The organism is Serratia sp. BNK-33-b, from assembly GCF_048684565.1.
Taxonomy (GTDB): domain Bacteria; phylum Pseudomonadota; class Gammaproteobacteria; order Enterobacterales; family Enterobacteriaceae; genus Serratia; species Serratia marcescens.
Genome location: NZ_JBLQTZ010000001.1, coordinates 1,766,610 through 1,792,575 on the forward strand (window position 1 = coordinate 1,766,610; position 25,966 = coordinate 1,792,575).

Annotated in this window: 21 protein-coding genes; all 21 read right to left on the reverse strand. The window is 62.1% G+C overall.

The annotated features are described in order from the left end of the window. Position 1: 1 nt before the first annotated feature. Positions 2–442, reverse strand: coding sequence for a DcrB-related protein (locus tag ACMGGK_RS08415; protein ID WP_016927243.1), 441 nt, complete (start codon positions 440–442; stop codon positions 2–4). Positions 443–497: 55 nt separating this feature from the next. Continuing rightward, positions 498–2,426, reverse strand: coding sequence for a type VI secretion system Vgr family protein (locus tag ACMGGK_RS08420; RefSeq protein ID WP_420276833.1), 1,929 nt, complete (start codon positions 2,424–2,426; stop codon positions 498–500). Positions 2,427–2,507: 81 nt separating this feature from the next. Next, on the reverse strand, positions 2,508–3,953 hold the full coding sequence (locus ACMGGK_RS08425) for a serine/threonine protein kinase (protein ID WP_240429982.1): 1,446 nt from the start codon (positions 3,951–3,953) through the stop codon (positions 2,508–2,510). 49 nt (positions 3,954–4,002) lie between these two features. Beyond that, entirely contained in the window at positions 4,003–6,657 is a 2,655-nt protein-coding gene (gene tssH, locus ACMGGK_RS08430) for a type VI secretion system ATPase TssH (RefSeq protein ID WP_143778253.1), read from the reverse strand. Between the two features lie 56 nt (positions 6,658–6,713). Continuing rightward, positions 6,714–7,784, reverse strand: a complete 1,071-nt coding sequence (tssG, locus tag ACMGGK_RS08435; RefSeq protein ID WP_143778252.1) for a type VI secretion system baseplate subunit TssG — start codon at positions 7,782–7,784, stop codon at positions 6,714–6,716. Continuing rightward, positions 7,781–9,667, reverse strand: a complete 1,887-nt coding sequence (tssF, locus tag ACMGGK_RS08440; protein ID WP_049188373.1) for a type VI secretion system baseplate subunit TssF — start codon at positions 9,665–9,667, stop codon at positions 7,781–7,783. The genes tssG and tssF overlap by 4 nt, the downstream gene beginning before the upstream one ends. A gap of 4 nt (positions 9,668–9,671) precedes the next feature. Beyond that, on the reverse strand, positions 9,672–10,247 hold the full coding sequence (locus tag ACMGGK_RS08445; RefSeq protein ID WP_049299094.1) for a type VI secretion system baseplate subunit TssE: 576 nt from the start codon (positions 10,245–10,247) through the stop codon (positions 9,672–9,674). 2 nt (positions 10,248–10,249) lie between these two features. Further along, complete coding sequence (locus ACMGGK_RS08450; protein ID WP_265094711.1) at positions 10,250–11,071, reverse strand: type VI secretion system accessory protein TagJ; 822 nt, start codon at positions 11,069–11,071, stop codon at positions 10,250–10,252. Positions 11,072–11,086: 15 nt separating this feature from the next. Further along, the gene (locus ACMGGK_RS08455) at positions 11,087–12,073 is read right to left on the reverse strand and encodes a type VI secretion system-associated protein (protein WP_206194789.1); all 987 of its coding nucleotides are present in this window, start codon (positions 12,071–12,073) and stop codon (positions 11,087–11,089) included. A 28-nt stretch (positions 12,074–12,101) separates the two neighbouring features. After that, positions 12,102–12,875 (reverse strand): PP2C family protein-serine/threonine phosphatase, encoded by a 774-nt coding sequence (locus ACMGGK_RS08460; protein WP_015378289.1) that lies wholly within the window; start codon positions 12,873–12,875, stop codon positions 12,102–12,104. Then, the gene (tagH, locus tag ACMGGK_RS08465; protein WP_176063003.1) at positions 12,875–14,596 is read right to left on the reverse strand and encodes a type VI secretion system-associated FHA domain protein TagH; all 1,722 of its coding nucleotides are present in this window, start codon (positions 14,594–14,596) and stop codon (positions 12,875–12,877) included. The genes ACMGGK_RS08460 and tagH overlap by 1 nt, the downstream gene beginning before the upstream one ends. A gap of 480 nt (positions 14,597–15,076) precedes the next feature. Continuing rightward, entirely contained in the window at positions 15,077–15,412 is a 336-nt protein-coding gene (locus tag ACMGGK_RS08470) for a T6SS amidase immunity protein Tai4 family protein (RefSeq protein WP_227255704.1), read from the reverse strand. A 69-nt stretch (positions 15,413–15,481) separates the two neighbouring features. Next, positions 15,482–15,820: a T6SS amidase immunity protein Tai4 family protein gene (locus ACMGGK_RS08475; RefSeq protein ID WP_227255705.1), complete on the reverse strand. Its 339-nt coding sequence runs from the start codon at positions 15,818–15,820 to the stop codon at positions 15,482–15,484. 20 nt (positions 15,821–15,840) lie between these two features. Then, on the reverse strand, positions 15,841–16,320 hold the full coding sequence (locus ACMGGK_RS08480; RefSeq protein ID WP_089180537.1) for a type VI secretion system amidase effector protein Tae4: 480 nt from the start codon (positions 16,318–16,320) through the stop codon (positions 15,841–15,843). Positions 16,321–16,371: 51 nt separating this feature from the next. Next, positions 16,372–16,854, reverse strand: coding sequence for an Hcp family type VI secretion system effector (locus ACMGGK_RS08485; RefSeq protein WP_004961372.1), 483 nt, complete (start codon positions 16,852–16,854; stop codon positions 16,372–16,374). 304 nt (positions 16,855–17,158) lie between these two features. Beyond that, positions 17,159–18,664 (reverse strand): type VI secretion system contractile sheath large subunit, encoded by a 1,506-nt coding sequence (gene tssC, locus ACMGGK_RS08490; protein WP_016927259.1) that lies wholly within the window; start codon positions 18,662–18,664, stop codon positions 17,159–17,161. 3 nt (positions 18,665–18,667) lie between these two features. Next, complete coding sequence (gene tssB / locus ACMGGK_RS08495) at positions 18,668–19,204, reverse strand: type VI secretion system contractile sheath small subunit (RefSeq protein WP_016927260.1); 537 nt, start codon at positions 19,202–19,204, stop codon at positions 18,668–18,670. Between the two features lie 121 nt (positions 19,205–19,325). Then, entirely contained in the window at positions 19,326–20,357 is a 1,032-nt protein-coding gene (gene tssA / locus ACMGGK_RS08500; protein WP_049299100.1) for a type VI secretion system protein TssA, read from the reverse strand. 23 nt (positions 20,358–20,380) lie between these two features. Next, positions 20,381–21,100 carry a type VI secretion system-associated protein TagF gene (gene tagF / locus ACMGGK_RS08505; protein ID WP_028128112.1) on the reverse strand — a complete coding sequence of 240 codons (720 nt, stop codon included), beginning with the start codon at positions 21,098–21,100 and terminating at the stop codon, positions 20,381–20,383. Positions 21,101–21,118: 18 nt separating this feature from the next. After that, positions 21,119–24,754 (reverse strand): type VI secretion system membrane subunit TssM, encoded by a 3,636-nt coding sequence (tssM, locus tag ACMGGK_RS08510; protein WP_420276834.1) that lies wholly within the window; start codon positions 24,752–24,754, stop codon positions 21,119–21,121. Continuing rightward, positions 24,754–25,956 (reverse strand): DotU family type VI secretion system protein, encoded by a 1,203-nt coding sequence (locus tag ACMGGK_RS08515; RefSeq protein WP_016927264.1) that lies wholly within the window; start codon positions 25,954–25,956, stop codon positions 24,754–24,756. The genes tssM and ACMGGK_RS08515 overlap by 1 nt, the downstream gene beginning before the upstream one ends. Positions 25,957–25,966 lie beyond the last annotated feature (10 nt).

Genomic DNA, 25,966 nt, shown 5'->3' on the forward strand with positions numbered 1-25,966 from the left:
GCTATCGTTCACTGTGTTCGGTCAAGACCAGCGACGCTTTCACCTGCTGCCAGTGAGCGTCATCCTCGGGGGTGAAGGGGCGCATGGCGGCATAGGTGACGATCAGTAACGTCTGGCTCTCGTCCGGCTGCACCGTCAACTGATGCTGATGATGGTGGTGTCCGGCGCGGATAAAGCGACTGGTGACTTCAATCGCCTTGAGATGGCCCTGCGGCCCGGCGCTGATGCGCCGGCGCGGCGACTGTTGCAAATCGCTGATCTGTGGCAGCAGTGCTTGCCACTGCTTCTCGAATTCGTCCTCCAGCGTGGCACCTTGTGGAATGATGCCGCGGGTGATGACCAGCGAGGCGCCGGTTTGCGGGTTTTTGAGAATATTGACCGTGCAGTCCTGCCAGGCGATGGCGGGTAGGGTGAAATAGCCTTCCTGGAAAAGGTAATCCATGGATGTCCTTGCAAGTAATCAGGGGGAAAGGACGCGGCGCAGGGCCGCGTCGGCATCAGGATTTCGGGAACAGCTGATCGACGGCGCTCTGGATTGCCGCCTGATGGCCGCCACCCGGTGCGGCGGTGCGCGCGGCGCCGCCAGGCTGGTTGAGATCCAGCTGGCCGCCGGTGTTGATCTCCCCGTCCTCTTTCACCGTGATATTGAAGCTGGTGCCGGTGATGTTGATTTGGCCGTTCGCCAGTAGCTCGATCACGCTTTCGCCGCACTCCAGCCGCAGCGATTCGCCGGAGCCGAGGGTAAAGGCGTTGACTACGGCGTCGCTGCGCGTTTTGCCGGTCAGCGCGGAGGATTCGCCTTTGACGCCGGTCGCCTGATTGAGCACCACCCGTTTGATCTGGTTACCGCCCACCAGATGCGTGTGGTCGTTAGCGATGGTGTGGCTTTCATCGTTTTTCACCTGGGTGTCCATGTTGCGTTCCGCCTGGATCCACACCTGTTCGGCGCCGGCCTTGTCTTCGAAACGCAGGGCGTTGGCGTTGTCGGCTGTGCCGTCCTTGGTGCGGCTCATAAAGCCCATCTGGGTGGCGGCGGCCGGCAGCGCCCACGGCGGCATGCTGGCTTCGTTATAGACGCGCCCGGTGACGATCGGCCGATCCGGATCGCCGTTGATAAAGTCCACCACCACTTCGTCGTTGACGCGCGGGATCTGCACGCCGCCGTAGCCCTGGCCGGCCCAGGCGCTGGAGACACGCACCCAGCAGGAGCTGCCGTCGTCTTTCGGCCCGAAGCGATCCCAGTGGAATTTCACCTTGATGCGGCCGTATTTATCGGTCCAGATCGATTCGCCGGCCGGACCGACCACCCGGGCGGTCTGCGGCCCGTGGGTTTTCGGCCAGATGGCCTGCTGCGGCGGGTGCCAGGGCACGTCCGCCGGCAGCACGGTGAAGTCAATGCGGTGTTCACTGCTCTGATCGTCGCCGCTGGCGTAGCGGTTCTCTTTCAGATGGTAGTTGGCCTGCAGCGTCAGGTACTCGCGGTTGTCGTCGGCGTGCGAGGCGTTATACAACGTAAAGGTGCTGCCGGGAGCGATGCCCAACGCGGTGGCGGTGCCCCGGATCTGCTGATGCTCGGCCTGCCAGGCCTCCTGGCGCACGCGGGCGTAGAACTCCCCCTGCTGATGCTCGGTGTAGCGGCCTGGCCAGTCGTAAACGTCGATCTGCCCCGGCGTGGGGGAGACCGGGTTTTGCCGCGCCTGGAACAGCCAGGCGTTCGGTTTGCGAAAATCGTAGTCGTCCAGGCTGTAGATGCCCGGCGTGACGCGATCGGACAACGTCCACTGGCTGATGCCTTCCTCGCTGGTGCTGCCGCCGGACGGCGTCAGGTGGTAGGGGATCATCTCGTAGCCGGGATAGGGCTGGTGGTGGTGGGGCGCATCCCCGAGCACCAGCGTGTGTTTGCCCATCTCGTGTTTGAAATAGTAATAGATGCCCTCCAGCTCCATCAGGCGGCTGATGAAGTTGAAGCTGCTTTCGTTGTACTGCACGCAGTAGCCCCACAGGCGATAGTCGCCGGTCAGCTGATCTTCCAGCTGCACGTTGTGCTCCGCCAGCAGGGTCTTGACGATCTGCGGCACCGTCTGTTCCTGGAAGATGCGGAAGTTGCGGTCTTTGGTCATCGGCCACAGATCCGGCTGCACGTGCAGGTTATACACCGCGTAGCGCGTACCGCCGATCTCTTCGCTGCTGACGGCGATGGCGGTGATCTTGCCGTTCAGGTAGCGCGGGGCGCTGAGAAAGCCCTGGGTCGGGATCTCCAGCGTCAGCGGTTGGCCGAGCAGCGCTTTGCGATCGAGCCGCGCGTCGGTGCTCAGCAATTCAATAGAGAAGTCGAAAGGAGTGGAAAGCGCTTCGATGCCGTCCAGCGAGCGGAACAGCAGTTGCTCCTGGCCCAGCGGCGTGTGCGCAATAATGCGATCCAACATGAGAACGTCCTCTGTGATTGACGCATGCGTCAGTCTCATGAAATAGGGAGAAACCCGCCACGGCGGGCTTCAAATCCGGCATCAGCCGGCGGTGGCCGGGTTGACCAGCCAGGTGCCGGCGGTGTCGATGCTGATCTGTTGGCGGCGCAGCCGATCGTTGTGGCGGATCTCCAACTGATAACGGCCCGGCGCCAGGTTCAGGCTGGCGAAGCCGTTTTCGCCCGGCGTCACCTGCTGCGGCTTGCCGTCGAGGCTGACCTGCTCACCCGGCTGCAGTTTGAAGTACACCAGCGCCACCGGCTGCGGTGGTGGCGCCGCTTTTTCAGGTTCCGCCGCTGCAGGCTGCGCGGTTTGCGGCGCGCTCGGCTGCTCCGTCAGGGTTTTCTGTGCCGGTGACGCCACGGTGTTTTGGGCGACGGCCTGGGCATCGTCCTTGCCGCCGCTCAGCCAGGCGATCGCGCCGATCACCAGCAACGCGGCGACGCCGGCGCCGGCCATCATCGGGCGCGAGAATTGGGTGCCGCGTGCGGTAACGGCGCCGGCGGCGGCCGCAGCGGCAGCCGGGTTGGCGGCGACCAGCAAGTTCTCCGGCGCGGCGGCCGGGGTGCTGATGATTTCGTTTTCATCGGCGATCGGCAGATGCAACAGCTCGGCCATTTCATCGATGGTCTGCGGGCGGTCTTCCGGCTTCAGCGCCAGCGCGCGATCGACGGTGCGCAACAGCTCCGGCGAGTAGCCGGCGGGGCGGCGCTCGGCCAGCGGCTGGTAGCTGTCTTCGATGCTGCGCACCACGCTGACCGGCGGCGGCGAACCGACGATCAGCGTGTGCAGCACGGCGCCCAGCGCATAGATATCGGTCCACGGCCCCTGTTCGCCGTCGCTGTTCTCGGTGTACTGCTCGATCGGCGCGAAGCCCGGTTTGAGCATGATTTCCGTTTCGTCCGACAGGTTGCCGATCTCTTTGCGCGCCGATCCAAAGTCCAGCAGCACCGGCAGCTGGCTCTCCTGGATCTGGATGTTATCCAGCGAAATGTCGCGGTGCAGATAGCCTTCCTGATGGATGGTGTTGATGGCGCTGAACAGCGGCGGCAGCAGCCGCCGGATCCACGCCTCGTCGATTTTCTCCGGCTGCTGCGCCTGCAGGTTTTTCAGCGTGGTGCCGCTGTAAAACTGGGTGCCCATGTAGGCGGTGCCGTTCTCTTCCCAGAAGCGCAACACGTGCAGCAGGCCGGGATGCGAGAAGCGCGCCAGCAGACGCGCCTCCTGAATAAAGCTGTTCAGCCCGGCCTGGAAGGTTTTGCCGAAGCGCTCGCCGCGCAGCCCGATGCTGAGATCGTCGTTGCGTTTCGCCAGCGAGGTCGGCATGTACTCCTTGATGGCGATGGTGCGTTCCAGTTGGTGATCGTAGGCGCGGTAGACGATGCCGAAGCCGCCTTCGCCGATCGCTTCCTGGATCTCGAATTCGTTGAATCGATAGCCGCTCGGCAGGCTGTTCGAATTCGGTTTGGTTATCCCGGTTCCCGACATAGTGATGACTCTCTGTATTCAAAGGGCCGCCGTCTCGGCGGCCGCGGCGTTATGCCTGAAATTGACAAATGAATTCGTGGTTCTGCAGCGCGATGTGCAGCTGGCGATAGCGCTGGTCGTTGGCGCTGCCGGTCAGCAGGGTGTGGCTGATCTGCGGCAGCAGGGTGTTGGTCAGGATGGCGTCGACCATGCGGCCGCCGGACTCCACTTCGGTGCAGCGGCTGACGATCTGCTCGATGACCGCGTCGTCGAAGGTGCAGACGATGTCGTGATTCTCCGCCAGGCGACGCTGGATGCGGCCCAGCTGCAGGCGCACGATGTTGCCCAGCGTGGCGTCGGTCAGCGGGTAATACGGCACCACCAGCAGACGGCCGAGCAAGGCGGCCGGAAACACCGACAGCAGCGGCTGGCGCAGCGCGCCGCTCAGCGCCTCCGGCTCCGGCAGCAGCTCCGGATCGCTGCACAGCCCGGCGATCAGATCGGTGCCGACGTTGGAGGTCAGGATGATGATGGTGTTGCGGAAATCGATATGGCGGCCTTCGCCGTCCTCCATCCAGCCCTTGTCGAACACCTGGAAGAAGATTTCATGCACGTCCGGGTGCGCCTTCTCGATCTCGTCCAACAGCACCACGCTGTATGGACGGCGGCGCACCGCCTCGGTCAGCACGCCGCCTTCGCCGTAGCCGACATAGCCGGGGGGCGCGCCTTTCAGCGTCGAAACGGTGTGCGACTCCTGGAATTCGCTCATGTTGATGGTGATGACGTTCTGCTCGCCGCCGTACAGGGTTTCCGCCAGCGCCAGCGCGGTTTCGGTCTTGCCGACGCCGGATGGCCCGGCCAGCAGGAACACCCCGACCGGCTTGTTCGGATCGTCCAGCCGCGCCCGCGAAGTGCGCACCCGGCGGGCGATCAGATCCAGCGCATGGCGTTGGCCGATCACGCGCTGATTCAGGGTGTCGGAGAGCTGCAGCACCGCTTCAATCTCGTTTTTCACCATGCGGCCCAGCGGGATGCCGGTCCAGTCGGCCACCACCGCCGCCACGATGTTGGCGTCGACGGCGGCGAAGATCAGCGGCGCTTCACCCTGCAGCGCGCTCAGCTGCTGCTGCAGTTCGCCCAGCTGGGTGCGCAGCGCGTCGGCGTCAGGGGCCGCCTCCGTTTCTTCGCCGGCAGGCTCCGCTTCCTGCCGGTGCAACTGCGCGCGCAGCGTGATGATCTCTTGGATCAGCGCCAGCTCCTGCTGCCAGCGGTCGGTCAGCTGTTCCAACTCCTGGCGCAGCGCGGTCAGCTGGGTTTCAATCTCCTGCGGGCGCAGGGGATCGCCAATGCCGACCTTGGCTTCGCGGCGGGCGATATCCAATTCGATCTGCAGCGCATCGATGCGGTGGCGGCAGTCTTCGACCTGGGCGGGCTCGGCGTGTTGGCTGACCGCCACGCGCGCACAGGCGGTATCCAGCAGCGCTACCGCCTTGTCCGGCAACTGGCGGGCTGGAATATAGCGATGGGACAGCCGCACCGCGGCGTCCACCGCTTCATCCAGCAGCAGCACGCGGTGGTGTTGCTCCAGCGGGCTGACGGTACTGCGCAGCATCAACAGCGCTTTGTCTTCGCTCGGTTCGTGTACCTGCACCACCTGGAAACGGCGGGTGAGCGCCGGGTCTTTCTCGATGTATTTCTTGTATTCCGACCAGGTGGTGGCGCCAATGGTGCGCAGTTGGCCGCGCGCCAGCGCCGGTTTCAGCAGGTTGGCCGCGTCGCCGGTGCCCTGGGCGCCGCCGGCGCCGATCAGGGTGTGAATTTCGTCGATAAATAGGATGATTGGCGTCGGGCTGGACTGCACTTCGTCGATCACCGCCTGCAGCCGTTTTTCAAACTCACCCTTAACGCCGGCGCCGGCCTGCAGCATGCCGATGTCCAGCAGGCACAGCTTCACGTCGCGCAGCTGCGGCGGCACGTCGCCGGCCACGATGCGCAGCGCCAGGCCTTCCACCACCGCGGTTTTGCCGACGCCGGCCTCGCCGGTCAGCAGCGGGTTGTTCTGGCGGCGGCGCATCAGGATATCGATGATTTGCCGGATCTCCTCATCGCGGCCGGCCACCGGGTCGATCTCGCCGTCACGCGCTCTGGCGGTCAGATCCTGGGCATACTGCGCCAGCACGCTTTCACCGCTGCGCGCCGCGCCGGATGCGTTCTCGGCGTGGCTTTCCGCCGGCGCATCCTGGGCGTTTTCCGCCGAGTGAGCGGTAATGGCGGCGAACTGCTCCATCAACAGATCGGCGTTGATGCGCTCGAACTGCGGGGAAATGGCCTTCAGCAGATGGCGCAGGCTGTAGGTTTTCAGAATGCCGAGCAGCAGGTGGCCGCCGCGGATGCGCGACGCGCCGAATTTCAATGAGCCATAGACCCAGGCGCGCTCTACCGCGCTGTCGATGTGCTCGGACAGATCGGAGATGGCGCTGGCGCCGCGCGGCAGGCGATCGAGCGCCTCGACGATGTCGCGCGCCAGCTGCGCCTCGTCCAACGCGAAGTGGCGAACGATCTGCTGCAGATCGCCGTCCGGCGATTGCATCAGCTGATGCAGCCAGTGCGCCAATTCGACGTAGGGGTTACCGCGCAGCTTGCAAAACGCCGTCGCACTTTCCAGAGAGGTGAATAACAGGCTATCCAGTTTGCCAAATAATACCGAGCGGCTGATTTCAGACATGGTTTTCCTCAGGTCTCAGGGTGGCCTGACGCCACGGGGCGTCGGCCGAAATAGGGTCAGAACGGATTTTCCAGCGGTTCAGGGCTGAAGATCAGATCGTCGAGATCGCGCTGTCGCCGATGGTTGGCCAGCCAACTGCTCAGGCCCAATCGCTGCGCGCCGCCGAGCTGGATGCCGTGCGCCTGTTCCTTCGCCAGGATCAGGCGCACTTCCCAGACGAACTCGATGCCCAGATATTGGCGCACCCAGTCGCGCAGTTGCCGGCACAGGTCTGCGCCCGGCAAGAAACGGTCATAGTCCTGCTGCGGCATCGGCCCCAGCTCGATGCGGAATTTGTGCTGAATATCGCGCACCGCGATGCCGAGAAAGGCCGACTCGCCGAGCCGCGGCGCACCGCGCCCGGCCTTGAGCCGCGCCTGCTCGCGCGGCTCCACCCGCAGCCAGTGCGGCACGTTTTCGACGATGCGCACCGGCACCTTGAAATACTGCTGCAAAATTTTGCTCAGGCCTTCCGGATCGCGGCTGTGGCGAATCAGATGACCGGCCATAAAATGCTTGGCGTGGGCGTTGATGCTGTCGCGCTCCTGCTGCGCCGGCTGGCCGATGCCGATCAGGCTCGACAGGTACTCGTCGAAGCGCCGGTTGTCCGGGCGATCCAGCGATACCGTCGGCTGTGCGTCGGCCCAGGCGCGATAAAACAGCAGCGTCAGGCGGTGATGGAACAGGTTGGTGAACGCCAGCAGGGTGGTGTCCTGATGGTGGTATACCCGTTCGCGCACGTATTCGGTCAGGTGCAGCGGCAGCGGCCCGTTGGGGCCGAACAGGCCGAAACTGAAGATCGAAACGTCGTGCAGCGGGCCGTTGGCGCGCGGCGTCACCTGCGCCAGCGTGGAGGGCGCGAACGACAGCGACGGCTCCTGGCCCAGGCGCAGCATCTCGTGGCGCGGCAGCGGCGCGCGCCCCAGCAGGTAGGGCTGGCCGCCCTGGGCGTCGATGCGGCGCAGCAGCTGAAACAGATCGTGCTTGTAAGGCGCGCTGCGCAGCCGCGGCCAGAAGTCGTCCGGCAGGCGATACAGTGCGTTGATCTGCGGCGGCGCCAGTTCGGTGGCGATCATCTCCGCGCTCATATCAGCGTCCTTTTGCCCATGCGCGCTTGCCAGTGGGCGATCTCGCCGCGCTGCTGGCTGGAGAGCGTCATCTCGGTGAAGGTGTTCATCGCCACCAGGCGCGAGAACAGGCGCTCCAGCACGCTGCCGAGCAGGTAAGGGCTGTTGCCGGAGAACGCCTGCTCATCGACCGTCAGATCGATGGCGATGCCGCGCGCGAATACGATGGGGCCGGGTTCAGGCACTCGCCGATAGACCGGCCGCAGGTTGCAGTGGCGCACGCCCTGGATCTGTTTGGCGATCGCCGGCTCGCTCAGGTTGCCGTACAGCCCCAGCAGCTGGCGCAGGCTGGCGGCGCCCTGTTCCGGATCGCCGTCCATCATGCTGAGGTAATTCAGCTGCAGCTGACTGATCAACCGCCAGGTGATCATCCCTTCGGCCAGCGCCGGGCGTGGCGGGGTGGGGCCTTTGCGCAGCGAGACCTGCTTAATCGGGATCGAATCGGGCATCACGAAGTTGCCCTGATCCTGCTGCAGCAACATCAATGGCAGGTCGCGGCTGGTGCACAGCACGTCGGCGGTGAGGTATTTCAGATCGCTGTGCCACGGCGATTGCCGCTCGTCCACCAGCGACACGAACACTTCCGAACCGGCGTAGCCGGTGCGGGTGCCGTAGCGGCGGGCGTGCTCCGACAGCGTGCGCTGTTCGCGCCGCAGCGAGAAGTAGGCGCCATAGTTGCCGTCGTCCGCGCTCAGGGTGCTGTAAAACGGCCGAAACTCTTGCTCGTAGCGTTTTTCGCTGGCGCTGCCGCCGAGCCGCTGCACTGAAAACACTTCGTAATCCAGCGGCCGGATATTGTCGACCACCAGATGGTATTCGTGGTTTTTTTCGTTGATCGCGATGCGTTCGGCGACCTTCGGAAACAGGTTGATCACCGGCGTGCAGTGCAGCGCCAAATGGGCGGCGTCGACCACCCGTTCCAGCGCGGCGTCGTGTCGATCCAGCAGCACCACGATCTCGAACTGGCGCAGCCCCTTTTTCCCTTCGCGCACGCTCTGCAGCAGCGGACGCAGGCCGTTGACGCTGAAGAACTGGAAGCGCGCCGGGAAGGCGAAATACTCCTGCAGCAGCCGGTAGCCTTCGAAGTTGCGCAGATCGTTGGGCAGCAGCGCCTGATCGGCAGCGAAGCCCTCCTGTCGCAGCCCGTCCAACGCCAGCGCCCGCCGCTGCGGCTGAGCCTCCACCGTTTGGCAGACAAGCCCGACGCTGTGCTGCATCAGCAACTCCAGCAACTGCTGCGCCTGCATGTCCGGCCCGGCCAGGTAAAACATCAATTGATCCAGCTGCAGATTGTTGAGCGTCACGCTTTCGTAGCACTCAAGACGAATGCGCAGCGCGCTGACGCAGCCGCTGTGCTGCAGCCCCAGCGAGGCCAGCGGGATATCGGCCGGAATGCCGCCCAGTTCGACGCCGGCGATGCGCACCGGCTGCAGCGTGACGTCATGCGCCGTGGTGTAACTGCAGGTGATGCCGCTTTTCTTCAGCGTCTGGCTGTCCATCATGGTACCGCGCGGCACCACGAAGCCGTTGCTGATGTCGCCTTTGCTGCTGTCCGGCTGCAGCTCGGCGATCGCCATCGACGGCGTCGGTGACAGGTAGTTGGGGTAGATGATCTCCAGCAAGCGCTGAGAAAAGCGGGGGAACTCGGCGTCCATTTTCAGCTGCACGCGCGAGGTGAGGAAGGCAAAGCCTTCCATCAGGCGCTCGATATAAGGGTCCGCCACGTCGATGCCGCGCATGCCGAGGCGGCCCGCAACCTTCGGGTACTGTTCGGCGAACTCGGCGCCCATCTCACGCAGATAGGCCAGCTCGCGGTTGTAATAATCTAACAGTTTACTGTCCATCGCCTTACCCTATGTCTTTCAGATCGAAGTGGCCATTTTCCAGATCCACGTCGGTACGGAACAGAAACTCCAGCGGATAGGGCACGCACCACAGGCGGCCCTTGATTTCGATCGACAGCACGTTGTGCAGCTCCAGCGAGCCGGTATCCGAGATGCAGCGCACCTGCAGCCCCTCGGGCAAAATGCGCGGCTCGAAATGCAGAATGGATTCGGTCAGCGCGCGCTGAATGTCGAGCCATTCGATGTCCGACATGCGCTTGCCCGCCAGCGAGGCGATGCCGTAATTCAGGGTGGAGCGCCGCACCTGCGGAAAATCGCCGAGATCCAGATTGGATTCGCTGTTGACGCAGTTGAACAGCCACTGCAGATCGCGCAATACCCGGCGGCGCAGCTCGCTGTGCGACACCAGGTTGCGCGCCTGCGCCTCCTGCTTTTTCTGCGGTTCGTCGTCGGTCAGCATATCGAGCAGCACCGGCTGCATTTTGTCGCGCGAGGTCAGGCGTTCGCTGTCCTGACGATAGCGATAGCCCTGGTGGCGTAGATCGCTGCCGTCGTAGTGGGGTGGGCGCTTATCGTTCATGGTCAGGCGCTCGCGTCGAAGCTCAGCTGCCGCAGGCTGTGCAGTGGGAATTCATCGCTTTCGCTGAGCCAGGTTTTCAGGCCCAGCCCCGCATAGTGGGTGCCGTCGCCCAGCGGTTGCCATTCGGTGCGCTTGCCGAGCAGCAGCGCGTCGTCGCTGCCTTCTGCCAGCGGGTAACGGGCGGGCAGTTGACACACCTGTTCGCGGCCATCGGTCAGGCGCACCAGCGCATGGCTCCACACCAGGTCGATGGCGCTCTGCGGCGCCTGGAACTGGATCGCGGCGATGTCGGCAAACGGCAGCCAGTAGTAAACGCCGTTCAGCGCCAGTTCGCATACCGGCCCGAGGCGGCCGTCACCGTCGGTCAGCCAGTCGAAACGCAGCTGCCGTTCTTGTTCGCCTTCGGCCAGCGTTAACCGCCCGGCGCCGGCCGGGGCGGCCTCCAGCGCTTCATCACGCAGCGCCTGGGCCTGTTCGGCCGCCCCTTGCGCATCCTGATGCAGCGCCTGCACCATCAGTTTCAGCCAAGGCTGATCCTGCCGCAGCAGCGCCGGCGCGGCCGTGCCGGCAAACACCGCCTGGCGTTGCAGCTCGGCGTTGACTGACTGCATCAGCAGCAGCGTGGTCGGTTGGGCGATCGGTTTCAGCGCCTGCCAGGATTTCAGCTGCGCGTTGGCGCGCGTCCAGTTGCCGCTCAGGCACAGCAGTTGCACCAGCGCGGCGCGCAGGTCGGCATCCGCCGGTTTCGCCTTGATATCGTTTTCGACGGTGGTGATGGCCGCGCCGATCGACTGGCCTTGCAGCATGCTTGCTAATGATTTCACAGGCTTTCCTTATAATCAGTGAGGGGCGCCGTTAACCGACAGGTAGCTGCCGCTGGCGGGATCAACGCGGTCTGTGGCCAGCTTTTCCACCAGCTTGAAAGTCAGCGGGGAGGGGGCGCTCAGCAGCGGCTGCCAGGCGGTTTGCGCCTGCTGCACGCGCTGTTTGATCTTGTTCTCATCGGCGGCGTCGACGCGCGGCATTTCAACGATCGCTTCACCGTTGAACGCCCAGGCGTGCAGCTTCGGTTCGAAGCTCAGCAGCAGGAAGCTGCCCGGCGCCTGCGGGTTGCCGCCCAGAACCAGACGTTGGGCGTTGGCGCTGACGACGGTCAGCGCGCGATCGCCGCCGTTAACCTGCGCCAGCGGGTAACCTTGCAGGAACCACAGCGTCGGCGAGAGGGTTTGGCCGCCTTGTTGCAACGTGACCGCGCTGCGGCCCTGCAGCCAGCCGTCCTCGCCGCAGCGCAGCGCAGCGCCGGCGGGAATGAACAGCGCGCCGCCGTTGGCCTCGTCACTCCAGTAGGTGCGGAAGTGGCAGCCCTGCGGCAGGCTGAAACGCTGAGCCGGCGCGCTGTCTGCCTGCGGAGACGTCACGGCCACCGCCGCAGGGATCGCCGGTTGCGGTGGGGTTTCCGGCGGCTCGGAGGCCTCTTGTTTGACCACCGGTTTCCAGCCGCGCGCTTTGGCGGCTTCGCCGCTGGCCAGTTTCTCTCCGCGCTTGTCGGTCAGCGTCCAGGGCAGGTGGCCGGCTTTCGGACACTGCTTTTCCAACAGATTGCCGACGCGCGGCAGAAAGTCGTTCAGCACCGCCGGATCCTGGCTTTGCGCCGAGACGATACGCAGCGGGATGCTTTTGCCGCACCAGCTTGCCGGATTGCTGTTTTTGACGTCATCGATAAACACTTCCAGCTTCTGGCTGGGGGAGTAAACCAGGCGATAGTTCATCGCCTGCGCGGTCGGTACCGCCATCAGGGCGACGAGCCCTGGCATCCAATATTTCATAGTGAACCTTGCTGTGAATGTGCGCTGCTCAGTCGCGGCTCAGAAACCGCTCCGCATCCGCCAGCGAATGCAGCAGGGTGGTTTCCTGCGGTGAGCCAATCCAGACGGCGATAGCGCTGTAGTTATCGCTGTTATTGTTTTTCTTCCATGCCTGTTGCATCAGGGCGATCCACTCGCTGGGGGAGTTGACCATATGCAGCGACTGTTCCAGTTCGGCCTGGCTGAAGCTGTGCCAGAAGCCGTCGGTGCACAGCAGGAAAACGTCGCCGTCCTCCAGCTGCAGCACGTCGCTGTAGGTGGCGTCGCGCTCTTCGTTGAGCCCCAGCGCGAAATACAGCAGGTTGCTGTTGATGCCGTTGGTCTGATAGCCGGCGTCCTGCATCTGTTGGATCAGGCTGTGGTCGGTGGTGACGGCATGCAGGTAGCCGCGGCGGAACAGGTACAGGCGGCTGTCGCCGGCGTGCGCCCAGTAGGCCAGCTGGTAATCGCGATCGATAAACAGACTGACCAGCGTGGTGCCCATCTTGCTGTATTCGTCCGACTGCCGCTGCTGCTGGTGGATGGCGGCGTTGGCGCGCGTGATGTGCTGACGAATGCTCTGGGCGTTCAGGTGCTTTTCGCCGTCAAAGTTTTGCAAAATGGTGTCGCGCGCCAGTTTGGCGGCGATATCGCCGCCCGGAAAACCGGCGATGCCGTCGCACACCACGAAGCAGGCGGCGCGGTTGCCGAGCACCTCGCCGGTCTGATCCTGGTTGGAGGCGCGGCCGCCCTGGTTGGAAGTAGAGGCTATGGTGATATTCATTACGCGTCCGGTTTGGTCTGTGAGTCTTTGTATTGATTCACTTCAACGTCATAGGCGTGCAGGAAAGCTTCGCCAAACAGGGTGTGGAAATCGTCCTCGATCTCGCCGGAGGTTTGCTGATAGTTCTTCACGAAGTAGTCCCACAGCGCAGCCTTGCGGTTGGCGGGCAGCGACAGGCGCGGCGCCACGCCTTCCTTGCGCGCTTCCTCTTCGAGGCGCTCCGGGTTGAACGACTGCAGCATGGCGGCGATGATGGCGCGAATACCGGCGATCATCCCCAGCTGGTGCGCCTGCAGGTCGATCAGCGCGTCGCGCACCGCTTGCTCCGGCGGCATAAAGCCCGGCATCTGGCTGCCGAACATCTGCATCAGCACCGTTTTTCCCGAAGGCAGCAGCTTGAACGGGTTGTTGGCTTCGTCGAGGATCATGGTCATCTCGGCCTTTACGCCGCGCTTGAGGATCGAGCGGGATGAGAGCAGGGCGACGGTGCCTTGCGAGAACAGGCTCAGCAGGCGACCGGCCAGGCGGATCTGCTGTTCGTCAAAGTGCGGCTGCGGTTGCAGATCGTCGAGACCGATGCCTTGCAGCAGCGCCGCCAGCAACGGCCCCTCCAATGCGTCGCCACTCGGCGCGGCGGCGTGCTGCCGCTGAGCGGACTGGTAGGCGACCGGATCGATGCCCAGGCGGTTGCCCTGGCGCGGGCGCGGCGGCTGCGCAGGCGGTTCCTGCTGGCTGAACTGCGGTGCAGGTTGGGGCTGTGGCTCAGGCGTCTGCACGGGTGGCGGCGTCGGCTGCGGGCGCGGCGCTTGCGGTTGTGCGGCCATCGGTGGCGGAGACGGCGGCGCGGGCGGCTCCTCCGGCTGGGCCAGCGGCACGGCGCCGCCCATCAGCAGACCCAGCGGATCGTTGCTGTTTAACGTCTCTGGCGAAGCGGGCGCGGATGAACCGCCGAACAGCGCCAGCGGATCCAACTCCTGCTCCGGTTGCTGCGCATTCCGGGCCGGAGTTGCCGGACGCGGCGGCGCAGCCTGCTCCGCCAGCAGCGCGCTGGGGGTGGTATCGGCCAGAATGTGTTCGCGTTCAAAAGTGGTGTCGGTGTTGAACAGCGCCGCCGGATCGGTTTGTTGCTGTTGCAGCTGGCGCAGATCGACCTCGCCCGCCAGCTGCGCCAGCGGATCGGCCGGGTTCAGCTCGCGAGCGGGGGTGTCCAACAGCGGATGGCTGTCTGGATTGGCGGCCGGCGGCGGCGTGACGGCGGCCGGCGCATTCGGCGTAAATTCTTCCACCAGGCTGTCCCAGATTTCGTTGGGGATTGGCGCGGCGGATTTTTCTTTGGCGGTGGCAGCAGGGGTCGCAGCAGCGGCAACAGCCTTGGCCACCGGTTGAGCCTGCGGCGCGGCGTGCTGTTGCAGCGCGCTGACTTCAATCTGGTAATCGTCGATACCGAGCACGTCGCCATCCTGCAGTTCAACCTGGCGGCCACGTTCCAGCGGAATGTCATTCAGCAGCACGCGGGTAACGTTGCCGCGGTTGGTGATGCGGCATTCGCCGTCAGCGGAAATATGCACAATCGCCTGCAGGCGGGAAATGGCGCGCTCTTCGTCCGGCAGCACCAGGTTGTTGTCCACGCTGCGGCCGATGGTGCCGCCCGGCGGCAGAAAATCGCAACTGCTCTGCGGCGGAACCTGGCCGCTTTTGTTTTTTACAATGGAAAATCGCATAAGGCATTCCTGCTGATGGGGATTGTAGACTGCTTTGGGCGTATGTTGATTTAGTCATCTAATCTGATGGCTAACTTCTATTCTTTTCTTTTTTGTAATAGGTGTTTTTTGGTAGTTGAGTTAAGTAGATAAAGGTAAATATCAAACTGCCATAATGTATAGAGTCATAGTCATTGTTGCCTAGTGGGTAGAAGAGATTAAGGAAATCATTCCCGTATGCAAAAATTGAGAGCTGTATGACACCCATAAAAACCACAATGAGACAGTTGAAAACAAAAAATGGATAATTGTGTTTGCGAGCCGATAATTTTTTTAAGTAATATAATGCCACTAACGTGATGAGTGACAATGAAAAATAGGAAAGTAAGAATCCATATGAGTAAGTTGATAGCGTGACGTCTGGAGTCATGTTAATAATCAATAAGTTTTAATTCTCTTGAGTTGATAACTTTATGAAATTGGATTCAACAATCCTGACTATTACTTAGAGTAACGTTCAAAAATGGTTTCAGCTTCACTGGCGTTCTGCAGTGAAAGACAATCTAAAGTATGGTAAGTCCCTTGAACTGAGCCTTGGCTATTTTTATTTGCGTACTGTTCAGCCAGTTTTTCACCTTGTTCAAATGCATCCATCGGCAGTTTACTCAATTCTAAATAGGCGGAAGCGGAACGGAAGGCGTCTTGCTTGGTTCTTTCTGAGTCAGTGGACTTCCCAATGCAGCGGCTGGTTAACCAATTTTTATAAAGTGCCTCTTGCGATAAAGCATTGAGCGAGTTTTCAGCAAGGACTACATGGCTTCCGAGCAGCAGAGACATTAAAAAGTACGTGTATCTTCTCATCCGAGATAACCTTTGATATGAGCCGTCGTTTGAGCAACTCTGATATCAGTTGTCGTCTTTTCCTTGGTATTTCTTGATGATGGCTTGCAGCTCTTGGCTGTGTACAAGATCGATGCACTTGGCCATCGTCATCGGCTCCCCTGACATACTGTCATAGGGCTTTGCCAGAAATTCTTTTGCCAGCGCCCTGACGGCGGTATGCGCTTCCAGAGAATAATCGCCGAATTCCGTGTAACCCCGAGCGGCGGCGGCGGCATCGTTTTTGACTTCTTTTGCTGAGTACCCCTCGGCGATGCAAACGCTAAGCGCGTAGTTTTTTAGGTACTCTTCGGGGGTATAGGTTTCTTTGGCTTGAGCCGATTGAATACATCCCAAAAATATCATGCTTGCAACACACAGGGATTTTATTTTAGTAACCATATAGATGCCTCGCTGGATTTTGGAAAGTAACAATGATCTGAGCAGGTTGTACCGTTCCATAATGTTGCGTGTCCGCTGGCATCATTCCATCCTGGAACAGTGAAAACCAATATCCCTTTGTCTTTTGAAAAATCACTAGGGGTAGGGTTTTTAATCGTTTTATCAGGTTTGCCGAACTTATAATTCAAAAAGTTAATAATATCTCTGACGCGATAAATGTACCAATTTTTATCTTTGCCTGAAACGGTCTTCCACGCTCCTCGTTCAACTTTAAAACCAGAATAATTGAGCGTGTAACTCATGCGTATTGCGCAGGCATTGGTGAATCCTTGCAATGGGTCATTGACGCCAAGCTCAATGTTAAGACCTACATTTCCACCTATCTTTTTGCCAACGTCAGTAATATCTACGTTGATTTCGCTAAATCGTTGCCACGCTTGCTGGAATGAAGGGCGACTCATTATAACGTCCTCTGTTGATAGATGCCCCTAATCAGGGGCATCTGTGCGGGAAGATTAAGCTTCGCGGTTTTCCTTGATGTTCCAACCTGCGCTGCTTTCGGCGCCTTTGCCGCCTTTGTCGCTCTGCTCCCAGTATTGCTGTTTCACTTTCGCCGCCTGGAAGGAGTAGGTGACGCCCACGGTGTCTTCGCCGCCTGCACCAGTGTACTGCACGGCGGTGACCAGCACGTCGTCCAGGGTGATTTTAACGTACTCAACCTGAGTACCGCCCGCCTTGCAGACAGACAACTCAACCTTGGTCAGGTGCTTACCGCTGGAGCAGTGCTTCAGCAGCGCCGGGGTTGACTTGTCGACCAGCGCGTTGACGTGCAGATCGTTGAAGCACACTTTACCGGCGCCGCCGCCGCCGCCAACGCCCATATTGCCCGGTTGAGAAGCGCCCCAGGAGAAAGAAGTAATGTCGGTCCAGCCTTTGTGATTCGAATCTTTAGATTCGCCGCTGGCACCTTCAACTTTCAGGAACATATCAATAGCCATAGTTTCTTCACTCTTTATTAAGGGTTAACAGTAGTATTAACGTTACGTTGAAAAACTCAGGTAATAGCAGCAGGAATTGCAAGTGTGGTAATGCATTACCAATTTATATCCTTGTGCCATGCACCTTCTTAAATACCGAAAACTATCGGTACGGGTTACCGAGCCACTATTAAGTGCTAATGGCTCAATGCTTAATTATTTCGCGCTATCTTGATTCCACGTGCGATCCGGGTTTTCTGCGATAGGCTGACGATGAGGTTGATGTATCAGCCAGGCCGCACTACCGCGGCCTGACTTCAGCCCATCAGGACGCGTCGTTTTGTTTCAGCGAAGGCAGCTTCGACACCAGGCGCAGGGAGACGGTCAGACCTTCCAGCTGGTAGTGCGGGCGCAGGAAGAACTTGGCGCTGTAATAGCCTGGGTTGTCTTCGATCTCTTCCACCTGCACTTCCGCCGCGGCCAGCGGTTTGCGCGACTTGGTTTCCTGCGAGGAGTTGGCCGGATCGCCGTCCACGTAGTTCATGATCCAGTCGTTCAGCCAGCGCTCCATGTCGTCGCGCTCGCGGAAGGAACCAATTTTGTCGCGCACGATGCACTTCAGGTAATGCGCAAAGCGGCAGCAGGCGAACAGATACGGCAGGCGCGCGGAAAGCTGGGCGTTGGCGGAGGCGTCGGCGTCGTAGTATTCCGCCGGCTTCTGCAGCGACTGCGCGCCGATAAAGGCGGCGAAGTCGGAGTTTTTGCGGTGCACCAGCGGCATAAAGCCGTTTTTGGCCAGCTCGGCTTCGCGGCGGTCGCTGATGGCGATCTCGGTCGGGCACTTCATGTCCACGCCGCCGTCGTCGCTCGGGAAGGTGTGGCACGGCAGGTTTTCCACCGCGCCGCCGGACTCCACCCCGCGAATGGCGGTGCACCAGCCGAACTCTTTGAACGAACGGTTGATGTTGGCGGCCATGGCGTAGGCGGCGTTGGTCCAGGTGTAGTTGCCGTGAGTCGCGCCGTCGGTGTCTTCTTCGAAGTCAAACTCGTCCACCGGGTTGGTGCGGATGCCGTACGGCAGGCGCGCCAGGAAGCGCGGCATCACCAGCCCCAGGTAGCGCGCGTCTTCCGACTCACGCAGGCTGCGCCAGGCGGCGTACTCGGTGTTCTGGAAAATCTTGGTCAGATCGCGCGGGTTGGAGAGCTCCTGCCAGGACTCCATCTGCATCACGCTCGGCGCGGTGCCGGCGATGAACGGGCAGTGCGAGGCGGCGCCGATCTTGGCCATTTCGCCCAGCAGCTCCACGTCCTGCGGGCTGTGATCGAAGTAGTAGTCGCCCACCAGGCAGCCGAACGGTTCGCCGCCGAACTGGCCATACTCTTCTTCGTAGACTTTCTTGAAGATCGGGCTCTGATCCCAGCCCACACCTTTATAGCGCTTCAGCGTGCGGCCCAGCTCCTGCTTGGAAATGCTCATGAAGCGGATCTTCAGCATCTCGTCGGTTTCAGAGTTGTTGACCAGGTAGTGCAGGCCGTGCCACGCGCCTTCCAGCTTCTGGAAATCGTCGTGGTGAATGATCTGGTTGATCTGCTGCGACAGCTTTTCGTCGATTTCCGCGATCAGCGCCTGGATGGTGCGGTAGGCGTCGGAAGAAACGGTGACGGTATTTTCCAGCGCCTGCTGCGCCAGGGTTTTCACCGCGTTCTCAACTGCTTCTTTGGCCTGATCGGTCTTTGGCCGGAACTCTTTGTTCAACAGCGCGCTGAATTCATCGCTGGAAAAAGTCTCGGTGGTTTGCAACGCATTCTGTTGCTGAGGCGAGTTGCTCATCGATTAATCCTCACGCTCGTTGTTGTCATCGTTAACCGCCGGCTTCGGCGCGTCGGTCAGGGATTGCAGCAGCGCCGGGTTTTGCAGGATCTTGGAGATCAGCTCTTCGGCGCCGTTCTTGCCGTCCATGTAGGACAGCAGGTTGGAAAGCTGGGTGCGCGCATCCAGCAGATTGTCCAGCGCGTCGACCTTGCGGGCGATAGCGGCGGGGGAGAAGTCTTCCATGCTTTCGAAGGTCAGATCGATGTTCAGCTTGCCTTCGCCGGTCAGGGTATTGTCAACCTGGTAAGCGACGCGCGGTTTCAGCGACTTCATACGCTCGTCGAAGTTGTCGACGTCGATTTCCATGAATTTGCGTTCTTCCACGCTGGCTTGCGGATCGACCGCTTTCCCCACCAGATCCGCCATCACGCCCATTACGAACGGCAGCTGGATTTTGCGCTCTGCGCCATAAATTTCGACATCGTATTCAATCTGTACGCGCGGCGCGCGGTTGCGGGCGATGAATTTCTGCCCGCTGCGGGATTTCGAGTTTGACATGATTTACTCCATCTAATGGCGATTGGGAACGCGCCTCGTCCGGCTGGGAGAGTCAGGTTCTGATTCGGGTCTGCGCAGGGGCAGACGGTATCGGATGCGTCAAGAGAACAAAGGTCGGCGGCTAGCTGTTCTCCTCGTTGTCGGGGCGACCGAGAATGGTCTCCAGTTGGTTAAGCCCATCGGGTGCCAAATCGCGGACGATTTGCATAAAGTCCAGCGTAATCAACCGCTGGACCCGATCGATCATCAGCGGCGCCGGGTGGCTCGGCTCATGAAGACGAAAATAATTTTTCACCTTATCCAGCATCAACTGGGCATCGTCGCGCGACTGGATCTGCGCGCTGCGCCAGTTGAGCGGGGCAGTGGCGCTCTGTACGGCGGCAGGTTGCTGCATGGCCGCCGTTTCAGGCGTCGCGTCCGCTTCGGCGGCGGCGGGCGCCTCGCTCTGGCCGGCGAGCGCCACCAGAGAAAACACCTTGGTCAGCGCGCTCATTTCCGGCAGCGCGCTTTCCCCCAGATGGCGGGTCACTTCGCTGCGGATGGCGCTCAGGGTGTTGGCGATGCGCGTCACCAAGGCGCCCTCGGGGCGATCCTGCTGCGCCAGTTCATCCTGCAGCCGCGCGCGGCCGCCGGGAAAGTTGGGGCACTCCTGCTTGCTGCCGTCGAGCAGGGCGCCGGCATCGCGCAGCGAGATTTCTCCGGCGGCGCTTTTCAGCAGCGGGGCGGCGCGCACGCTGGCGGCCAGCGCGGCCTTGTCGCCAAGGTCGGCCAGCGCGTTGATGCGAAACAGCGGGTCGGCTTCCCCATCGAACTCCAGCGGCGGCTGCAGGGTGTCCCAGTAACGGGTCATCGACTGATGGACCAGCGTCAGCCCGTCGGCGTAGCCCGGCAACCCGCGCAGCTGGGTCCAGGCGCGGGTGAGATACAGCATGACGCGCAGGTCTTTGGTGCGCGTCAGCAGCGAGGTCGCGAGGCGCTCGACCTGCACCCAGTCCGGCGCTTCTTCCGGAATGATGGTGCTGCCGAACTGTTGTTCGGCCTTGCCGGTGGCGGCTTGTTCCATCGCCAGAAAGTCGGCGTCGTATTCCAGGTTGTCGCCGCAGGGATTGTCCGCGTCAACCGGGGCCAGCAGGGTATCGGTATCGATAGCCATAAAATTTCCTTCAACGAACGATGTTAATCAAACATTTGCGGGTACTGGCCGCCGCGGCCGGGGCGCGCCCAGCCGTTGGGCTCGAACAGCAGTGAAAACAGCTGCACGGTGAGGTTGCCGCTGTGCACGTGGGTGTAGAGCGGGTGTCCGTCTGCCTGATTGGTCCACCAGAAGCTGGTGTACTGCGCCGGATCGAAGCAGTCGGCGGCCTGTTGCCAGCCGAGGCCCGGCACGTCCGGATGCTGGAAACCGATAATCGACAATATTTCGGAATCCGCTTCCGCCGGCGGGCTGGGTAGCGCCGGGATCGCCTGCAACGCGCGGTCAATTTGCTCGGCGGAGAAACCGTTGCGCACGCCGTTCAGCAGGGTATGACCGAGCTGTTGGTACCAACTCGCCGCCATGTTCAACTGTTGCGATCGCCAATCCTGCTGGCTGAACAGGCGCAGCGCGCAGATCGGGTAGCGCCGCCCGACGCGGTCGCGCGCCGGCAGCAGGCAGCCCATCTGCACGTACTGGCTGCCGAGCGTGGCGGGGATCACGAAGTTCCACACCGGCGCGTTGCTGAATGGGTGATCGTTAGGCCCTTGCGCATCGCGCTGCAAATTCACCAGCCCGTTATGGAACCAGTGGGCCCAGTTGTTGACCACCGGATCGGGCAAGCGGCGTTGCAGGAAATCGCCGGCGGAGGGGAGTTTGCCGTACCAGCCAATGCTCGTCGGGGCGCTTGAATCAGTGCTCATGGTCATGTCCTTTCGGGGCTACGGGCACGAGAAGGCCGGCAGTTGGAACGGATTGCGGATGCTGTTGGGCGTAAACTCCAGCGTGACGCGGTGGCCGTCGAGATTGAAGGTCGCCTGACGGCCGAGGCCGGCGGTGCCCGACGATTGCGCCATGTCCACCAGACGGTTCAGCGCCCACGGCCCGCTGGTCACCAGACTGGCCGTGGTGCCGTTGGCCAGCGCCAGCTGCAGATGCACCTGGTTGGTATTGCGGGTGCCCGGCCAACTGACCACCAGCGGCACCTGTGGGCCGTGGCTGTATTTGAACAGCTGCCCGTCGATATCCAGCGTCAGGTTGAGGATGTCGTTATCCATCCGCACCGGCCGCACGGTCACGCGGTAAGAGGGCGTCGCGGTGCCGTTGGCGAAAAAGGCGTCGCGGATGCGCTGCGCCTGCTGGAACGAGCGCAGGATGCCTTCGCCGCCGGGCAGCGTCTTGCCGTCCACGCCGGGGGTGAAACGCCAGTTGGCGCGGGTGGTGTCGACCTTGCCCTGCAGGTTGTCGCGGAAGAAGCTGTCCATCAGCCCGCTGTTCGGTGCGAACATGCGCGCCAGATCGTCCGGCGTCACTTCCTGGCGCGCCCGGGCCACCAGCGGATAACGCCCGGCGATCGCCTGGCGGCAGAAGCTGCCGACCTCGAAGCTGATGCGTTTTTTCACGTTCTCCATCTCTTTGCGCTGGGTGTCGCTGCTGGCGCCGATCGCCAGCGACAGCAGCATCTGTTTGAACGGCACCGGCAAGCGGCCGGACTCGGCCTGCAGGCGCGGGATGATGTCGCTCGGCGGCGCCGACATGCCGCTGTTGGCCGCGCCCTGAACCGCCGTCAGATAGCTGTACAGCTCATCGACCTGCTTCAGCACGCTGTCGAAAGGGATCGCCTTATTGCCTTCGCCCTGGCTTTGCGCCAGCTCCAGCAGCGGCGCGAAGTGCGCCATCACCAGCTGTTCCGGCTGGGCCGACACGTTGCCGTCGGCGTTGGCCGGCCGGTTGGTGAACAGCGCCTCCAGCGTGCGGTTGGCGTTTTGGTTCAGCCTGTCTTCGGTTTTGGCCAGCAGCGAGCGGGAGTCGGCGTCGCTTTTCTCGTCGCGCAGGGTGACGTTTTTGCTGACGTTGACCAGCAGGTTGCGCATCGGCGACGGATTGCCGGACAACAGGCGCGCGCTGCTGATGCGCTGAGTCAGGTTGCCGATGTTGGCCAGTTGGATATCCCCCAGCAGCTCATCCCAGGCGCTGATGAAGTCCTGCATGTACAGCTGGCGGATGGTCTTGGTCAAATCGGCGCTCTTCTGCTCCGGCGTCTGGCTGTTCAACACCCAGACGTCTTCCTTGCGCAGGGTGTCGGTCACCGGGTCGATGTTGTCGTTGAACGCTTTCCAGTACCCTTGTGAGGTGAACAGGCCCGGCACGCCGTCGGTGACCGGCTTGCCGCTTTTGCGGCTGAACGCCAGCTCGGTTTGCGGGCCGGCCAAATCGACCAGGCTGACCGGCTTGATGTCGGTCTGTTTCAGCAGCAGGCGCTTGAGGCGGCCATAGACGCGCTGCGACAGCGGCGCCCGGTTGATGGCGGCCTGCGCCTGCGCCACCAGCTGTTCGTCTTTGGCGTAGGGCGAGGCCTGGATCTGCGCATCCAGCAGTTGGCTCAGGTGCCATTCGATCTGTTGCAGCTGTTTTTGGGTGCTGCCCTGCGGCAGGTTGCGCTGCAGGTTGAGCATCACCCAGGCGCGCAGGAATTTGCCGTCGTACTGCTTCGGCAGATACAGCATCTGGTAGGCCTTCAAAGCTTCATAGCTGAAGTCCGCGTCGCCGTGGTTGTCGTTGCGCAGCGTGGTGGCGATCTGTTGCGCTACCTGCGGCAGCAGCAGCTCTTTCAGCGCTTTTTGGTACAGGGCATTGCCGGCGTCACCGACCTGATCGCCGCGGAACAGCCCCATGCGGTAAGTGAACGGCGGATCGTCCAGCGAAAAGTTCTGGCTGTCCGGCAGGTGCAGCAGGCTGTTGAGGAACGGCAGCAGCGAGAACATGTCGCCGTTGCCCACCTGCGTCAGGTTTTGCCCCTGGCGCTCGACGCCGGGCACCTTGGCGGCCACTTCCGCCAGGTAGGCCTTGTTGTTGCCGTAGCTGGTGAACCAGAGCATCGCCAGCACCGCCAGGACCACCGCCAGCGCGATGTAACCCGCCCAGTGCAGGGCGCGGTTGCGGTATTCCCACCAGCGGTTGCTGCCCGCCAGCCCGGACTCCTGGAAGACCACCGATTCCAGCGTCTCTTTCAGGAAGAAGCTCTGGCCCTTGGCCGCCGGGATCGGCGTTTCCTGGCCCACGCTGTCCCAGGCCGCGTTGGCCTGCGCCCCTGAGTTTGCCGTCGGCAGCTGCAGGTAGCGGTTCAGTTCGCCCATCACCCGGTCGAACGGCAGCCCCTCTTGGGTGCCGCTGGTGAAATAGATGCCGCGCGGGGTAAAGCGGGTTTCAAAACTGGAGGTGGCGAACACCTGTTCCAGATAGTGGCCGAGCAGCGGGCGCAGCGCGGCGAATTCTTGCGGGAACAGGTAGCTTTCGGCGCGCTGGCGCGCGTCGTGTTCCATCAGCAGCGTATCCGGCAGCGCCGCGTCCAACCGCTGTTGCAACAGGGCGTAGTGCTGTTCGAAGGCGGCGTTCAGGTTGAAGTCCGGCTGCCGCGAGCGCTCGTAAGGGAAGGTGAACCCCCAGATCTGGTCGCGCTGCGCTTTGTCGAAGCTGCCGAAATAGGCCATAAAGCCGTTGAGCAGGTCGGTTTTGGTCACCAGCACATAGACCGGGAAGTGAATGCCCAGCTGTTCATGCAGTTCGATCAGGCGTTTGCGCAGCGCGCTGGCCTGGGCGGCGCGCGCTTCGGCGCTGTCGCTCAGCAGATCGGCGACGCTGATGGTGACCATCACGCCGTTGATTGGCTGGCGGGTGCGATATTTTTTCAGCAGCGCGACGAAGCTTTGCCATTCGCCGGCGTCTTCTTCGCGCTGGCTTTCCTGGGTGGTGTAGCGGCCAGCGGTGTCGAGCAGCACGGCGTCGTTGGTAAACCACCAGTCGCAGTTGCGGGTGCCGCCCACGCCGCGCAGCGCGGATTTGCCGAAGCGATCCGCCAGCGGGAAGTGCAGGCCGGAATTGACCAGCGCGGTGGTTTTGCCGGCGCCGGGCGCGCCGATGATCACATACCACGGCAGCTGGTAGAGGTATTGGCGGCTAAAGCGGGTCATCCAGCGGTGTTTGCCGTCGCCCTGGCCCGGTGCGAAGCGCGCCTTTTTCAGCAGCTGCGCCGCTTCGTCGAAGCGCTGCGCTAGCTGATCGTCTTGTTTAACCTCGGGCTTGCCGTCTTCCGCCGGCACCGTTTCGGCGGCGCGCAGGTTGCTCAGCAGGCGACTGTTGAACCAGGCGCTGTAAAGGCGCGGGATCAGGCGGCACAGGAACCAGATCAGGTAGATGACGCCAATGGCGATCTGGCGGTTGAGTTCCGGCTCCAGCGGGCGATAGTCGCCGATGGCCACCAGCGGGCCGATCATCCAGATGATGAACGCCAGCGCGGTAATGCCGACAAAGCCCCACAGCAGGCGGCTGGTGATGATGGAGAATAACGTACTGAGCATTACTTTCCGGTTCCTTGCGGCAAGCCGTTGATTTCCGCCTGGGTGTTTTCCGGGGCGACCAACAGCGTAATTTCTACCCGGCGGTTCAACGCGCGGTTCACTTTGTTATCGTTCGGCGCGACGGGGTTGCTCTCGCCGCGGCCCTCGGCCTTGACCCGCTGCGGGTTGGCGAGGTGTTTTTGCAAGCGGGCGCTGACCGCTTCGGCGCGCGCCAGCGACAGCTCCCAGTTGGAGGCGAAACGGGCGCTGCGGATCGGCACGTTGTCGCTGTAGCCGGTGACCAGGATCTTGCCGCTGACGCCGTTCATGGCGGCGGCGATGCGGTCGATGACCGGGATATAGTTGGCGCGCACCGTGGTGGCGGCGGAGTCGAACAGCCCGTCGCCTTTCAGGATCACCACGCTTTGCTGCGCTTCGTCGCGCACCACCACCAGCCCTTCGGCGATCTCTTTGCGCAGGAAGCTTTTCAGGCTCAGCGTCGGCGGCGCGGCCGGCGCCGGGTTACCGATCGCCACCTGCGGCAGATTGGTTTGGTAAATCGCCGCCAGCACCGGGCTGGTGTTGTCGCCCAGCCGCCAGTTGAGGGCGATGAACAGCAGCGAAGCCAGGAAGCCGGTCAGCGCCACGCAGGCCCACAGCGGCACCAGCGGCCGCCACAGTTTTTGCTGTACCGGCAGATCCAGCGCATGAGGCGACAGCGGCGGGGCGTAGCCGCCGCGCACCGTCCGGATCAGCTGCAGCAGGCGCTGCTTCATGGTTTCCAGCTGAGAACGGCCGTTTTCCATGACCCGATAGCGGCCTTCAAAGCCCAGCAGCAGGCAATAATTGATCAGTTCCAGCAGGTTGATGTGCTCACGCGGGCTCTGCGACAGCTTGGCCAGCAGCTGGAAAAACTTTTCGCCGCCCCAGGTTTCGTTATGGAAGGTCACCAGCAGCCCGCTGCCGGACCACACGCTGTTGCTGCCCCACGGGGTCAGCGCCGCCGCTTCATCCAGCGCGGTGCACAGGCAATAACGCGCGCCGATGATCACTTCGTACGGCAGATTGGCGCGTTGGCCGCGGATCTCGAAGCGGCGCATTTCGTCGATCAGCTGTTGGCGCAGCTGCGCCGGGTTGGCGTGCGTGGCCGACTGGCGGATCTGCGAAATGGCGTTCAGCAGCGGGTTGGCGGCGTCCACCAGCGGATTGGCCGCCGGCGCCATGCTATTTTCC

Bases quoted from the DNA above. Each gene is read 5' to 3' on its own strand.
- ACMGGK_RS08415 (WP_016927243.1), bottom strand. From the start codon at position 442: ATGGATTACCTTTTCCAGGAAGGCTATTTCACCCTACCCGCCATCGCC.
- ACMGGK_RS08420 (WP_420276833.1), bottom strand. From the start codon at position 2,426: ATGTTGGATCGCATTATTGCGCACACGCCGCTGGGCCAGGAGCAACTG.
- ACMGGK_RS08425 (WP_240429982.1), bottom strand. From the start codon at position 3,953: ATGTCGGGAACCGGGATAACCAAACCGAATTCGAACAGCCTGCCGAGC.
- tssH (WP_143778253.1), bottom strand. From the start codon at position 6,657: ATGTCTGAAATCAGCCGCTCGGTATTATTTGGCAAACTGGATAGCCTG.
- tssG (WP_143778252.1), bottom strand. From the start codon at position 7,784: ATGAGCGCGGAGATGATCGCCACCGAACTGGCGCCGCCGCAGATCAAC.
- tssF (WP_049188373.1), bottom strand. From the start codon at position 9,667: ATGGACAGTAAACTGTTAGATTATTACAACCGCGAGCTGGCCTATCTG.
- ACMGGK_RS08445 (WP_049299094.1), bottom strand. From the start codon at position 10,247: ATGAACGATAAGCGCCCACCCCACTACGACGGCAGCGATCTACGCCAC.
- ACMGGK_RS08455 (WP_206194789.1), bottom strand. From the start codon at position 12,073: ATGAAATATTGGATGCCAGGGCTCGTCGCCCTGATGGCGGTACCGACC.
- ACMGGK_RS08460 (WP_015378289.1), bottom strand. From the start codon at position 12,875: ATGAATATCACCATAGCCTCTACTTCCAACCAGGGCGGCCGCGCCTCC.
- tagH (WP_176063003.1), bottom strand. From the start codon at position 14,596: ATGCGATTTTCCATTGTAAAAAACAAAAGCGGCCAGGTTCCGCCGCAG.
- ACMGGK_RS08470 (WP_227255704.1), bottom strand. From the start codon at position 15,412: ATGTCTCTGCTGCTCGGAAGCCATGTAGTCCTTGCTGAAAACTCGCTC.
- ACMGGK_RS08475 (WP_227255705.1), bottom strand. From the start codon at position 15,820: ATGATATTTTTGGGATGTATTCAATCGGCTCAAGCCAAAGAAACCTAT.
- ACMGGK_RS08485 (WP_004961372.1), bottom strand. From the start codon at position 16,854: ATGGCTATTGATATGTTCCTGAAAGTTGAAGGTGCCAGCGGCGAATCT.
- tssC (WP_016927259.1), bottom strand. From the start codon at position 18,664: ATGAGCAACTCGCCTCAGCAACAGAATGCGTTGCAAACCACCGAGACT.
- tssB (WP_016927260.1), bottom strand. From the start codon at position 19,204: ATGTCAAACTCGAAATCCCGCAGCGGGCAGAAATTCATCGCCCGCAAC.
- tssA (WP_049299100.1), bottom strand. From the start codon at position 20,357: ATGGCTATCGATACCGATACCCTGCTGGCCCCGGTTGACGCGGACAAT.
- tagF (WP_028128112.1), bottom strand. From the start codon at position 21,100: ATGAGCACTGATTCAAGCGCCCCGACGAGCATTGGCTGGTACGGCAAA.
- tssM (WP_420276834.1), bottom strand. From the start codon at position 24,754: ATGCTCAGTACGTTATTCTCCATCATCACCAGCCGCCTGCTGTGGGGC.
- ACMGGK_RS08515 (WP_016927264.1), bottom strand. From the start codon at position 25,956: ATGGCGCCGGCGGCCAATCCGCTGGTGGACGCCGCCAACCCGCTGCTG.